This window comes from Streptococcus sp. HJ1, assembly GCF_052399005.1.
Classification (GTDB): Bacteria; Bacillota; Bacilli; order Lactobacillales; family Streptococcaceae; genus Streptococcus.
In genome coordinates, this window is record NZ_CP199005.1 from 1,146,440 (window position 1) to 1,158,437 (window position 11,998).

An 11,998-nucleotide genomic window follows, 5' to 3' on the forward strand; every position below is an offset into this window, starting at 1 on the left:
AAGTATTAGTCCTCGTATAGTGGGAAGGCATCTGTCAACGCTTTGATTTCGCTTCTCACTTCTTCTAAGACAGCTTCATTTTCTGCATTCTTAAGGGTTTTAATGATGAGTTCAGCCACTTTACGGCTTTCTTCTTCACCAAATCCACGTGCAGTGATGGCTGCAGATCCGATACGAATCCCACTTGTCTTGAATGGTGACAAGGTTTCGTATGGAATTGAGTTTTTATTTAGGGTAATATTAACTTCATCTAACAAGTTTTGAGCAACTTTTCCGTTTTCTACAACCTTAGTGACATCAACAAGGAAGAGGTGATTTTCAGTACCGCCAGAAATGATACGGAAATCAGGGTCTTGCAAGAAGACTTCAACCATAGCCTTGCTGTTTTTGATGACATTGGCAGCATATTCCTTGAAGGCTGGATCCAAAACTTCTTTGAATGAAACCGCCTTAGCAGCGACAACATGCTCCAAAGGACCACCTTGAATACCAGGGAAAATAGCTGAGTTGATTTTCTTAGCAAGTTCTTCGTCATTAGTCAAAATCAAGCCACCACGAGGTCCACGAAGGGTTTTGTGGGTCGTTGTTGTAGTGATATGAGCGTATGGCACTGGGCTAGGGTGAAGACCAGCTGCAACCAAACCAGCGATATGGGCCATATCGACCATGAGCTTAGCGCCAACTGCATCTGCGATTTCACGGAATTTTGAGAAGTCAATAATTTGAGAATAGGCTGAAGCACCAGCTACGATTAGTTTTGGTTTTACTTCTTGGGCTTGTTTCAAGATTGCATCAAAGTCCAAGAGTTCCGTTTCAGGATCAACACTGTAAGAAACAAAGTTGTAGGTCTGACCAGAGAAGCTAACTGGAGCTCCGTGGGTCAAGTGTCCACCTGCTGCCAAATCCATCCCCATAACGGTATCACCTGGCTCAATCAAGGCCATGTAAGCCGCACAGTTGGCTTGGCTTCCTGAGTGAGGTTGGACATTGGCAAATTTAGCCCCGAAAATTTCTTTCGCGCGTTCAATAGCTAAAGTTTCTACCACGTCTACTACATCGGTTCCACCATAATAACGGCGTCCTGGGTAACCTTCGGCGTATTTATTCGTCAAGATAGACCCTTGAGCTGCCATAACAGCCTTGGAAACTACGTTTTCCGAAGCAATCAACTCAATGTTGTTTTGTTGGCGTTCTTCTTCTTTGGCAATAGCATTCCAGAGATCAGCATCGTATGCTTTAAAATCGTCTTTGTCAAAAATCATAGGTCTTCTCCTTTATAGTGTGACTGGTCCTTTAGTTTGTTTTTACAAGAAAGAAAATAAACTAAAAGATGCGAATAAACCGTTTCTGCACTTTATCACAAGTATAACCAACTTTTTCATAAAATGCATGAGCACCCAGACGATGATCAGCAGAGTTTAAGCGGATAAACTCATAACCCCGTCTTTTGGCTTCTTTATCCAACCCTTGCAGTAAACTTTTACCAATACCTTGCCCTTGTGCTTGAGGTGAAACCGCTAAGCCTAAGATATTAAATCCTGCTTTGGAATAAAGGGATTCATAAACTTCAGCATGGACATATCCAAGTAGGACATGGCTGGCTGCATCCTCATAGCCAAGTAGGAAATGATGGGTATCCTGAGATAGTCTAGCTAGTTGACTAGCTGTGTCCTCCGGACTAAAAGAATAGCCCAAAGCCTCTTGGTTAATCTCACATATAGCATTCACATCTGTTTCTTGCAAATCTCTTAGCATCTCATTCCTCCTCAAAAGAAATCTCTGGCAACCGAGCAAGTATATCTTCTCGTTTAATTGCCCCTTGGCGTAAGATTTTTACCTTGTCTCCAGACAAATCCAAAATAGTCGAATCCTGTCCAGTTAGAAAAGCGTCGTCCTCCAGACTCAGAACTTCTTGGTCAAAATCCTCTAGAATTTGAGCAAAGGTCACTCCACTTGCCTGGCCTGAAATATTGGCAGACGGCCCAATCAAAGGACCTGTCTCTCGAATCAAATCAAGCGTAATGGGGTGTCTCGGCATCCGAAATCCGACAGTTGCAAGACCAGAATTAACCCAATAGGGAACTCTATCATTGGCTTCGAGGATAATGGTCAAAGGACCTGGTAAAAAGGTCTCTACAAGTTTTTTTAGGTAAGCTGGCTGATTCTTTGAAAAGTGCAAGATGTCCTCTAGAGAAGCGACATTAAGATTGAGCGCCTTGTCTCTAGGACGACGTTTGAGTTGGTAAACATGGTCGACAGCTTTTTCATCTAAGGCCTTAGCAAAGAGGCCATAAACTGTCTCAGTTGGTAGAACAACAGCTCCGCCCTTTTCCAACTCTTGTCTAATCCTGTCCATCATCAACTACAACCATCCTATCTTGACCAAATTGGTCCTTGAGTGTTCGTACCCGTTTTTCAGGAAGATGCTTCCTAAAAAGCGCAGAAACACTCTGACCTTGCTTGTATCCAATTTCAAGGTAAATCTTACCACCATCTGTGAGATAGTCTTTTGCATCTTCCGCAATTCTGCGGTAAATAGCTAGGCCATCCTCATCTGCAAAGAGAGCTAGATGAGGTTCTGAATGCAAAACATTCAAACCGACCTCTGACTCATCTTCACGAGAGATATAGGGTGGATTGGATACAATTATATCATATTTTTCAGAAATTTCTGCAAAACAATCAGATTTTTTAAAAAATATATTAAGATTTTGATTTTTAGCATTCTCTGATGCAAGCTCTAAGGCATCTTGGGAAATATCTGCTGCTGTCACTGACCAATCTGGTCTGTTTTTTGCTAATGCGAGAGCTATGGCGCCACTTCCAGTTCCGATATCTAGGACCTTAAGCTTATCCTCAAGATTTTCGACTAGGATAAGTTCCACCAACTCTTCTGTTTCTGGACGAGGAATCAAAACCCGCTCATCCACTTTTAACTGCATTCCAAAGAAATCTGCGTGACCAATGATGTACTGCGCCGGTTTGTGAGCCACTAACTGCTGGTAAATTTCTTCTACAAAATTTTCTTCCTCTTTTGTCACTTCCTGCTGAAGAGCAAAGACAAAGTCCGTAAAAGAGAGATTTTTTAGGCTACGATAGACAAAAGAGAGGCTTTCAGCTTCCTCTCCTTGTCTAACCAACTCTTCTTCAAAATCTGAAAATAATTGAGCTAATTTCATTATTTGTTTAATTCTTCTAATTTTTGTGTTTGGTCATAAAGAACCAAGGCATCCACAACTTCATCCAATTTACCAGACAAGATGGTATCTAGTTTTTGGAGAGTCAAGCCAATACGGTGGTCTGTGACACGGTTTTGTGGGAAGTTATATGTACGAATACGTTCTGAACGGTCACCAGTACCGATAGTAGACTTACGTTCAGCGTCTTGTTCATCCTGGGCAATTTGTGCAAAGTGGTCAGCAACACGCGCACGGATGATTTTCATGGCCTTCTCACGGTTTTTCTGCTGGGTACGTTCTTCCTGCATCTCAACCTTGATATTGGTTGGCAAGTGAACGATACGCACGGCAGTCGCAACCTTATTGACGTTCTGACCACCAGCACCAGATGCGTGGTAGATATCAACACGAAGGTCTTTTGGATCAATATCGTATTCTACTTCTTCGACTTCAGGCATAACAAGAACTGTCGCAGTTGAAGTGTGGACACGACCTTGGCTTTCTGTCACAGGGACACGTTGCACACGGTGGGCACCTGATTCGTACTTAAGCTTAGAATATACAGATTGACCAGAAACCATAGCAACCACTTCCTTGAAACCACCGACACCATTCATAGAAGCTTCCATGACTTCAAAGCGCCAGCCTTGGGCTTCTGCATACTTTTGGTACATAGTTAGCAAATCTCCAGCGAAGAGCGCTGCTTCATCTCCACCAGCTGCTCCACGGATTTCAAGGATGATGTTCTTGTCATCATTAGGATCTTTTGGAAGGAGCAAGATTTTGAGTTTTTCTTCGTATTCTTCTTTTTCAGCCTTGGCATCTTTTAATTCTTGCTTGGCCATTTCTTCCAAGTCCGCATCTCCACCTGATTCCTTAATCATCTCTTCGGCATCAACGATGTTTTGAAGAACTTGTTTGTACTCACGGTAGGCTGTTACCGTATCACGAGTTGAAGCCTCTTCTTTTGAAAGCTCCATGAATCGCTTGGTGTCAGAAACGACATCAGGGTCACTCAGCAATTCTCCTAGTTCTTCATAACGGTCTTCTACAGCTTGTAGTTGATCATAGATGTTCATTTTTCTTCATTCTCCTTATTGATTTCAGGTGCAAAATAATGTTTTCGGCAGACTGAGATATAGGTTTCATTTCCACCGATCTGAATTTGTTCGCCATCATAGACTGGCACACCATCCTGCGTACGCAACACCATGGTCGCCTTTTTCTTACAAAACTGACAAATGGTTTTAATCTCATCGATTTTATCTGCTAAAAGCAAGAGATATTTGGAGCCTTCGAACAATTCATTGCGAAAGTCATTCTTCAAACCAAAAGCCATGACAGGTATGTCTAACTCATCAACAACACGAGCTAGGTCGTAAACATGGTGACGCTTGAGAAACTGGGCCTCATCGACCAACACACAGTAAGGTTTTTCAGGTAAGTCTCGGATATAGCCGAAGATATCTGTCGTTTCCTCAATCGCAATGGCTGGGCGTTTCATGCCGATTCGACTCGACACATAGCCAACACCGTCACGCGTATCCAGAGCAGAAGTCATAATCACAACTCCCTTTCCTTGCTCCTCGTAGTTATAGGCCACCTTGAGAATCTCAATCGTCTTACCAGAGTTCATGGTCCCATAACGATAATACAACTGTGCCATGCTTCTATTTCACGTCCATTTCTAAATTTTTGCTACATTCTAGTATATCATAATTTTCTGAAGCTTTAAACGGCAAAATGTGGTAAAATAGAAGAAATCAAAAACTAGTGGAGGAAGCTATTATGCCATTTGTACGCATCGATTTATTTGAAGGGCGCACGCTCGAGCAAAAGAAAGCTCTTGCTAAGGAAGTAACGGAAGCTGTTGTCCGCAACACTGGAGCACCTCAATCTGCTGTCCATGTCATTATCAACGACATGCCAGAAGGGACTTACTTCCCACAAGGAGAAATGCGCACCAAATAAAACAGCTTAAGCAGAATTGCTTAGGCTTTTTCAATCTCCAAGTAGCATCCATTGAAGAAATAGTCTAATTTTGTTACAATTTGAAGAGATGCTTGGATACCTATCCTAAGAAAAGAAATACAAAAGGAAATAGTATGATTACACGTGAATTTGATACCATCGCTGCTATCTCTACTCCACTAGGTGAAGGAGCCATTGGTATTGTCCGCCTGAGCGGAACAGATAGTTTTGCCATTGCGCAAAAGATTTTTAAAGGAAAAGACTTGAGTAAGGTTGCAAGCCATACCCTCAACTACGGTCACATCATTGACCCTCAAACTGGTAAGGTCATGGACGAGGTTATGGTTGGGGCCATGAAATCTCCAAAGACCTTTACTCGTGAGGATATTATCGAGATTAACACTCACGGTGGGATTGCGGTGACTAACGAAATTCTCCAACTAGCTATCCGTGAAGGAGCTCGATTGGCTGAACCGGGTGAATTTACCAAGCGTGCCTTTCTAAACGGTCGTGTGGACTTAACACAGGCTGAGGCAGTGATGGACATCATCCGTGCTAAGACAGACAAGGCCATGAATATCGCAGTCAAACAATTGGACGGTTCTCTTTCTGACCTCATTAATAATACTCGCCAAGAAATCCTCAATACACTTGCCCAAGTTGAGGTCAATATCGACTATCCTGAGTATGACGATGTTGAGGAAGCTACTACCGCTGTTGTCCGTGAGAAGACTATGGAGTTTGAGCAATTGCTAACCAATCTCCTTAGAACAGCTCGTCGTGGTAAAATCCTTCGTGAAGGAATTTCCACTGCTATCATCGGTCGTCCCAATGTTGGAAAATCCAGCCTCCTCAACAACCTCTTGCGTGAGGACAAGGCCATCGTTACAGATATCGCTGGTACTACCCGTGATGTCATCGAAGAATACGTCAACATCAACGGTGTACCACTTAAGTTGATTGATACTGCGGGTATCCGTGAAACAGATGACATCGTCGAACAAATCGGTGTTGAGCGTTCGAAAAAAGCCCTCAAGGAAGCTGACTTGGTACTACTAGTATTAAATGCCAGTGAGCCACTGACCTCCCAAGATCGCCAACTATTAGAAATCAGCCAAGATACCAACCGCATTATTCTGCTTAACAAAACTGATCTGCCTGAAGCGATTGAAACTTCGGAACTACCTGAAGATGTCATCCGTATTTCAGTTCTTAAAAACCAAAACATCGATAAGATTGAAGAGCGCATCAACAATCTCTTCTTTGAAAATGCTGGTTTGGTCGAGCAAGATGCTACTTACCTATCTAATGCCCGTCATATTTCCTTGATTGAAAAGGCCGTTGAAAGCTTACAAGCTGTTAATGAAGGGCTGGAACTGGGGATGCCAGTTGATTTGCTTCAAGTTGACTTGACCCGTACTTGGGAAATTCTCGGAGAAATCACTGGAGATGCCGCACCTGATGAACTCATCACCCAACTCTTTAGCCAATTCTGTTTAGGAAAATAAGAAAAATCCATGATCCTTCTTGCGGTCATGGATTTTATTGTCTTTATTAGTAATCTGGTCTAAGGACACCTGTTACAGTTGCCTTAGTTGCTTCGTAGTCGCCATCTACGACAACTTTGATAATGCGTTTAGCATCTTCTTCTGGTGCTGGAACTAGAGGTAATCGAGTTGGTCCAGCTTCGAATCCCATATAGTTAAGGACCGCCTTAACTGGAGCAGGACTTGGATAAGAGAAGAGGGCATTGACTTTAGGAATGAATTTACGCTGAATAGCTGCAGCTTTCTTCATATCGCTTTCTGCAATGGCAGTAAACATCTCGTGCATCTCATCTCCATTTGTATGGGAGGCAACAGAAATAACCCCATCCGCACCAAGGTTCATGGCATGGAAGGCATCTCCATCTTCACCTGTATAAATCAAGAACTCTTCTGGCTTGTGCTCAATCAAGTAAGCCATATTAGCCAAGCTGGTACATTCTTTAACACCGATGATATTTGGGTGGTCAGCCAAGCGAAGCATGGTTTCTGGAGTTAATTCAACAACTACACGCCCTGGAATGTTATAAATGATAATAGGTAAATCTGATGCATCTGCAATAGCTTTAAAGTGCTGATACATGCCTTCTTGAGAAGGTTTGTTGTAGTATGGTACGATCGCAAGTCCAGCAGCGAAGCCACCAAAGTCTGCTACTTCTTTGACAAACTCGATCGAGTCACGCGTATCATTGGTACCTACACCCGCAATCAAAGGAACACGTCCATTAACAATCTTTTGTACAGCCGCAAAGAGTTCCAACTCCTCATCGTGGGTCAAGGTCGGACTCTCAGCAGTCGTTCCAGCTAGAAGAATGCCGTCTGTGTGATGGGCCAATAAATGCTCAATCAAGGCTGGAATGGCATCAAAGTTGATGGAGCCATCCTCATGGAAAGGGGTAATAAAGGCCGTGATGATTTTACACTCTTTTAAATCTTGATAAGACATGAGAAACACCTCTCTATTTCAAAGAAGGAGTTCATCTGAACTCCTAAACGATATGACTATTTTAATTCAAATTTCAACTCAGCTGTTGGACGAACCAGTCCACGTTCATGAAGTGTTTCTGCGATCTGAACTGAGTTCCAGGCAGCACCTTTGAGAAGGTTATCTGAAACAACCCACATGTGGATTCCTTTTTCTGCATCCAAGTCTTTACGGATACGACCAACAAAGGTATCACGTGAACCAACTGCATTGATGGCTTGTGGATAGATTTGATGAGCTACATCATCTTCAAGAACTGCACCTGGGAAGGCTGCGATAGCTGCTTTCACTTCTTCGATTGGGGCCACTTCTTTTGTTTCGATATAAACTGACTCAGAGTGAGCTGATAAGACTGGAATACGAACACATGTTGCAGACACTGCGATGCTGTCATCTTCCATGATTTTCTTCGTTTCCTTGGTCATCTTCATCTCTTCGTAAGTGTAATCATTGTCTGTGAAGACATCGATTTGCGGAAGAGCGTTAAAGGCGATAGGATAGTGTTTCTTGTCACCACCTGAAGGCAAGATTTCCGCATGCAAATCACGTGGATTCACACCATCATTCAAGACTTCACGAAGTTCACGTTGTGTTTCAAGAATCGCTCCCATACCTGCACCAGAGACTGCTTGGTAAGTTGAAACGATGATACGATCCAAGCCCCATGTTTGACGAACAGGCTCAAGAGCCACCATCATTTGGATTGTTGAACAGTTAGGGCAGGCAATGATTCCGTTGTGGGCATCAAGTGCATGAGCATTGACCTCTGGAACAACCAAAGGAACATCTGGATTTTGACGGAAATAAGATGTGTTATCTACTACTACTGCCCCAGCTTGAACTGCGTATGGTGCATACTTAGCTGATGTCGAACCACCTGCTGAGAAGAGTGCAATATCAACACCCTCAAAGGCTGTCTCAGTTGTTTCTTCAATCGTAATATCTTGGTCTTTAAATTTCAAAGTTTTGCCTGCTGAACGTGCAGAAGCAAGGTAACGAATTTTATCAATAGGAAGTGATGATTCTTCCAACATTTTTATCATCTGAGCTCCGACAGCACCTGTCGCGCCAACTACAGCAACTGTATATCCCATAAATAACCTCTTTCGGAATTTTCTAAAAATTTCTATAATAGATGTATTATACTACTTTTTCCAAAAATTGAAAAGCATTTTTGGGTTATATTTTCTGAAAATAAAAAATCCCCAGTCATTGACCAGGGACTAAGAGGCATCTTCATGTGATGAGCAGGTTCACACAACTCATCAAGGTCCGCTCCTGCGTTATGACCTCCTTATGCTCAATAGTAGTCCGAAGACTACCTATCGACTCATCGCATCTACTATTCTACTAGATAGAGTCACTTTTGTCAACAGCCAAAACGCTTTAACTTCATTTATACAAGTGTACAAGAATAACCTTGGTTTCCCAAGGTTATTTCGTTTCTATCATGCTAATTGCCGGGATTGAACCGGCGACCTCATCCTTACCATGGATGCGCTCTGCCAACTGAGCTAAATCAGCTTACCTAAAAAGTATACTATAGTTCTATGTTCTTGTCAAGCGCTCTCTTTTAATTTTATGGAATGAAAAAAGCTAGATTTAGCAAGAATCTAGCTTATAAACTTCTTATTTTGTTAGATCGATTCGCTGTCCCAGTTTACCAATCAAAATCGCTCCCACGATAAGTGATGCAAACTCACCAATTCCAGTAGAGAACCATGTGAAAAAGAAGGGAGCTTCTGTCAAGATATGAAGTTCAGCTGCAATGGTAATCATTGAAATGGAGAAGAGGATTGAAAAGAAGAAATGGTCTTTTCGAATCAAACCATTGAACAAATAGTCTTTCTTATACTTGCTAAAAAGCCAAACACCTAGACTAAGGAAAACTAGAGTAGATCCCCCGCCGACAAAGACATCAATCATACCAAAAGTACTAAATAAGTTAGCAATCATGCAACCAATCGTCACACCAATGATGTATTTAGGGTTGTAAAATGCCAAGAAATTCAACATTTCTGAAATACGGAACTGATACGCCCCAAAACTAAGAACATTGATTGGTGGTGTAATAGTCAAAACCACATAAATAGCAGCAACAATAGCAATATCTGCCATGTCACGAACAGTTAAATTTTTCATGTTTTCTCCTTTGGCGGTTTCCCGCGTAAAATATGCTTGGTGAAAGAAGCTAAGCACCAAGGGTTGAGGTTATCAACCTTACTAGTATAGCACATTAGCCCGCTTTATGCTATACTAAAATCATGAAAAGACTAATAAAAGCTTTCTTTGATAACGAGATTCTCTCCTACCTATTTTTTGGTAGTGCTACTACTCTGGTTTCTATTGTATCGCGTTTGGTTATTTACCATATCAGCCACCAGGAAATCCTCGCAACTGCCCTCGCTAATATTATCGGGATTCTCTTTGCCTTTCTCACAAATGATACAATCGTCTTTAAACAAGAGAGAAGGAATTGGCCAACCCGCCTGGCTAAGTTTTTCTTAGCTCGTCTTTCTACTCTTGGTCTTGACGTTCTTTTAACTTATATCTTTGTTACAACCTTTCCTGACATTATTGGCCAGTTTGTCGAATTTAATATAGATAGAGTTAATACGATTGAAACTATCCTAGCACAAATCTTGATCATCATTTTAAACTATATTTTCAGTAAAATCTATATTTTTAAAGGGAACAACTGACCACTTTGAGCGTTCAAGTTGCTTTTTGTCACAATTTAGGATATAATAAATTAGAAAATTAGGAAAGGAATTTATGAAAATGTTAAAGGATCTTAAAGAATTTTTGCTTCGTGGTAATGTCGTTGACCTTGCTGTCGGTGTGATCATTGCCTCTGCATTTGGTGCTATCGTTACTTCATTTGTTAACGATATCATCACTCCACTTCTATTGAACCCAGCTTTGGAAGCTGCGAAAGTACAAAACATCGCTGAGCTTGCATGGAATGGTGTTACATATGGTAAATTCTTGAGTGCTATTATCAACTTTCTCGTTGTAGGTACTGTGCTTTTCTTCGTTATTAAAGCTATGGAAAAAGCGCAAAACCTTCGTAAGAAAGAGGAAGTGGTTGAGGAAGCACCTGCTGCTCCAACTGAACTTGAAGTTCTTCAAGAAATCAAAGCTCTTCTTGAGAAAAAATAAAACAGATAAAGGATTTAGCTTAAAGCTAAATCCTTTTTTCTTTACTCTTTTGGTAACTTCCCAGCCTTTTCGAGCATTTTCTTAATCAAGTAAGGCATCTTCACATTTTCACGGCCTTTTTTCTCAATGAGTTTTTTGACAAATTCTGGCATCTGAAGGTCGTCTGTCTCCTCCATGATGTCCTTTGTAGTTGCCGAAGGCGCTAACTCATCGAAGGTTTCTTCTTCTGGGAGAAAAGCTTTAAATTCTTTGTCTTCATTGGCTCGTACAGTAGCAACTAAAGCGTCAATTAAACGGCTATCTGTATTGGGCATAGGTGGACGATGGTAGGTGACACCTAATTCTTGACACAACTCATAACATTCCACATCGTTATCAAACAAGACTTCGATGTGCTCACTGATAAAGCTAATCGGGACAAAAATATAATGCTCTGGATGTTGCTTTTGTTCTCGTAAATATTCTAAGACATCTGGCTTGATCCAAGGGATTCCAATATCGCTTTCGCTCTGCCAAGTATTGGTATACTGGTCGGTTGTTAGGCCGAGTTGTTCAGCAATGAGCTTGCTATTATCGAAAATCTGATCGATATAAGGATCTCCATAATCCAAGGCAAAAATGGGAACACTGTGAGCTGAAAAGATTACCTTGAAAGATTCTTCTCCCACATGGTTTCGTAAAATTTTTCTAATCTCATCTGTCCAGAAGTCCAGCAAAGGCTGTTGCTGATACCAGTCCTTAATAACTAAAAATCGGATCTGCTGGCTTTCCAAAAACTTTTCATACCCCATGACTGAGTAAAAGGAATAATGAGGTTCCAAAATCAAACAAATACATTCTTCAATACCTTCAGACTCCATCTGCTTGATCACATCAGGGATAAAGGGCCGAGAAAACTTATTGGCAAAGTAGATACCGTACTCCTCGCCTAAACGTTCCTTGACTAAATCAACCTCCTCACGTGTAATCCGCTGCAAGGGCGTCCCACCGATAAGGACATAGTTGTCATAGAGAGTCTGAATCTCGTGGTCTTGGGGTCTAACACCACGACGAATATTTGTAAAAAATTCTGCTACTCCTTCAAAACTAATCTCCTCTGGAGATCCAAAGGTCATCATTAATATAGCTTTTTTCATGTTATCATCCTTATGATATTA

14 protein-coding genes, 1 tRNA gene and 1 riboswitch are annotated in these 11,998 nt (G+C 41.6%); of the genes, 4 read left to right on the forward strand and 11 right to left on the reverse strand.

What is annotated here, in order from left to right:
• Positions 1 to 5 precede the first annotated feature (5 nt).
• The 6 genes from glyA to ACT17O_RS05930 form a co-directional block, all read right to left on the reverse strand.
• Entirely contained in the window at positions 6 to 1,262 is a 1,257-nt protein-coding gene (glyA, locus tag ACT17O_RS05905) for a serine hydroxymethyltransferase (RefSeq protein ID WP_444817226.1), read from the reverse strand.
• 61 nt (positions 1,263 to 1,323) lie between these two features.
• Positions 1,324 to 1,755, reverse strand: coding sequence for a GNAT family N-acetyltransferase (locus ACT17O_RS05910; protein ID WP_444817227.1), 432 nt, complete (start codon positions 1,753 to 1,755; stop codon positions 1,324 to 1,326).
• 1 nt (position 1,756) lies between these two features.
• Positions 1,757 to 2,359, reverse strand: a complete 603-nt coding sequence (locus ACT17O_RS05915; protein WP_444817228.1) for an L-threonylcarbamoyladenylate synthase — start codon at positions 2,357 to 2,359, stop codon at positions 1,757 to 1,759.
• The gene (prmC, locus tag ACT17O_RS05920) at positions 2,343 to 3,179 is read right to left on the reverse strand and encodes a peptide chain release factor N(5)-glutamine methyltransferase (RefSeq protein ID WP_444817229.1); all 837 of its coding nucleotides are present in this window, start codon (positions 3,177 to 3,179) and stop codon (positions 2,343 to 2,345) included. The genes ACT17O_RS05915 and prmC overlap by 17 nt, the downstream gene beginning before the upstream one ends.
• A complete protein-coding gene (gene prfA, locus ACT17O_RS05925; protein ID WP_001028815.1) occupies positions 3,179 to 4,258 on the reverse strand; it encodes a peptide chain release factor 1 in 1,080 nt (359 codons plus the stop codon). Before prfA ends, prmC begins: the two co-directional genes overlap by 1 nt.
• Complete coding sequence (locus ACT17O_RS05930) at positions 4,255 to 4,845, reverse strand: thymidine kinase (protein WP_000068122.1); 591 nt, start codon at positions 4,843 to 4,845, stop codon at positions 4,255 to 4,257. Before ACT17O_RS05930 ends, prfA begins: the two co-directional genes overlap by 4 nt.
• A gap of 122 nt (positions 4,846 to 4,967) precedes the next feature.
• Between ACT17O_RS05930 and ACT17O_RS05935 the strand changes: the two genes are divergently transcribed.
• Both ACT17O_RS05935 and mnmE read left to right on the forward strand, forming a co-directional pair.
• Positions 4,968 to 5,150 (forward strand): 4-oxalocrotonate tautomerase, encoded by a 183-nt coding sequence (locus ACT17O_RS05935; protein ID WP_001117401.1) that lies wholly within the window; start codon positions 4,968 to 4,970, stop codon positions 5,148 to 5,150.
• 134 nt (positions 5,151 to 5,284) lie between these two features.
• The gene (gene mnmE / locus ACT17O_RS05940; protein ID WP_444817230.1) at positions 5,285 to 6,658 is read left to right on the forward strand and encodes a tRNA uridine-5-carboxymethylaminomethyl(34) synthesis GTPase MnmE; all 1,374 of its coding nucleotides are present in this window, start codon (positions 5,285 to 5,287) and stop codon (positions 6,656 to 6,658) included.
• A gap of 46 nt (positions 6,659 to 6,704) precedes the next feature.
• Here mnmE and dapA read toward each other — a convergent pair whose 3' ends face one another.
• From dapA to ACT17O_RS05960, 4 genes are all read right to left on the reverse strand, one after another.
• On the reverse strand, positions 6,705 to 7,640 hold the full coding sequence (gene dapA, locus ACT17O_RS05945; protein WP_000121600.1) for a 4-hydroxy-tetrahydrodipicolinate synthase: 936 nt from the start codon (positions 7,638 to 7,640) through the stop codon (positions 6,705 to 6,707).
• Positions 7,641 to 7,696: 56 nt separating this feature from the next.
• Positions 7,697 to 8,773: an aspartate-semialdehyde dehydrogenase gene (locus tag ACT17O_RS05950; RefSeq protein ID WP_200371474.1), complete on the reverse strand. Its 1,077-nt coding sequence runs from the start codon at positions 8,771 to 8,773 to the stop codon at positions 7,697 to 7,699.
• Between the two features lie 357 nt (positions 8,774 to 9,130).
• Positions 9,131 to 9,203, reverse strand: a tRNA-Thr gene (locus ACT17O_RS05955).
• Between the two features lie 105 nt (positions 9,204 to 9,308).
• A complete protein-coding gene (locus tag ACT17O_RS05960; RefSeq protein ID WP_042902307.1) occupies positions 9,309 to 9,821 on the reverse strand; it encodes a QueT transporter family protein in 513 nt (170 codons plus the stop codon).
• Positions 9,819 to 9,915, reverse strand: a riboswitch (PreQ1 riboswitch). Its footprint overlaps the gene before it by 3 nt.
• Positions 9,916 to 9,943: 28 nt before the next feature.
• Between ACT17O_RS05960 and ACT17O_RS05965 the strand changes: the two genes are divergently transcribed.
• Both ACT17O_RS05965 and mscL read left to right on the forward strand, forming a co-directional pair.
• Positions 9,944 to 10,381 (forward strand): GtrA family protein, encoded by a 438-nt coding sequence (locus ACT17O_RS05965; protein WP_070800312.1) that lies wholly within the window; start codon positions 9,944 to 9,946, stop codon positions 10,379 to 10,381.
• 79 nt (positions 10,382 to 10,460) lie between these two features.
• On the forward strand, positions 10,461 to 10,841 hold the full coding sequence (gene mscL / locus ACT17O_RS05970) for a large conductance mechanosensitive channel protein MscL (RefSeq protein ID WP_000910206.1): 381 nt from the start codon (positions 10,461 to 10,463) through the stop codon (positions 10,839 to 10,841).
• 41 nt (positions 10,842 to 10,882) lie between these two features.
• Here the strand turns inward: mscL and hemH are convergent, their stop codons facing one another.
• Positions 10,883 to 11,977 (reverse strand): ferrochelatase, encoded by a 1,095-nt coding sequence (hemH, locus tag ACT17O_RS05975; protein ID WP_444817231.1) that lies wholly within the window; start codon positions 11,975 to 11,977, stop codon positions 10,883 to 10,885.
• Positions 11,978 to 11,998 lie beyond the last annotated feature (21 nt).

Excerpts from the sequence above, each read along its gene's own strand:
- ACT17O_RS05935 (WP_001117401.1), top strand. The coding sequence starts at position 4,968 with ATGCCATTTGTACGCATCGATTTATTTGAAGGGCGCACGCTCGAGCAA.
- ACT17O_RS05930 (WP_000068122.1), bottom strand. The coding sequence starts at position 4,845 with ATGGCACAGTTGTATTATCGTTATGGGACCATGAACTCTGGTAAGACG.
- ACT17O_RS05910 (WP_444817227.1), bottom strand. The coding sequence starts at position 1,755 with ATGCTAAGAGATTTGCAAGAAACAGATGTGAATGCTATATGTGAGATT.
- hemH (WP_444817231.1), bottom strand. The coding sequence starts at position 11,977 with ATGAAAAAAGCTATATTAATGATGACCTTTGGATCTCCAGAGGAGATT.
- mnmE (WP_444817230.1), top strand. The coding sequence starts at position 5,285 with ATGATTACACGTGAATTTGATACCATCGCTGCTATCTCTACTCCACTA.
- ACT17O_RS05960 (WP_042902307.1), bottom strand. The coding sequence starts at position 9,821 with ATGAAAAATTTAACTGTTCGTGACATGGCAGATATTGCTATTGTTGCT.
- mscL (WP_000910206.1), top strand. The coding sequence starts at position 10,461 with ATGTTAAAGGATCTTAAAGAATTTTTGCTTCGTGGTAATGTCGTTGAC.
- glyA (WP_444817226.1), bottom strand. The coding sequence starts at position 1,262 with ATGATTTTTGACAAAGACGATTTTAAAGCATACGATGCTGATCTCTGG.
- ACT17O_RS05965 (WP_070800312.1), top strand. The coding sequence starts at position 9,944 with ATGAAAAGACTAATAAAAGCTTTCTTTGATAACGAGATTCTCTCCTAC.
- prfA (WP_001028815.1), bottom strand. The coding sequence starts at position 4,258 with ATGAACATCTATGATCAACTACAAGCTGTAGAAGACCGTTATGAAGAA.
- dapA (WP_000121600.1), bottom strand. The coding sequence starts at position 7,640 with ATGTCTTATCAAGATTTAAAAGAGTGTAAAATCATCACGGCCTTTATT.
- ACT17O_RS05950 (WP_200371474.1), bottom strand. The coding sequence starts at position 8,773 with ATGGGATATACAGTTGCTGTAGTTGGCGCGACAGGTGCTGTCGGAGCT.
- ACT17O_RS05915 (WP_444817228.1), bottom strand. The coding sequence starts at position 2,359 with ATGATGGACAGGATTAGACAAGAGTTGGAAAAGGGCGGAGCTGTTGTT.
- prmC (WP_444817229.1), bottom strand. The coding sequence starts at position 3,179 with ATGAAATTAGCTCAATTATTTTCAGATTTTGAAGAAGAGTTGGTTAGA.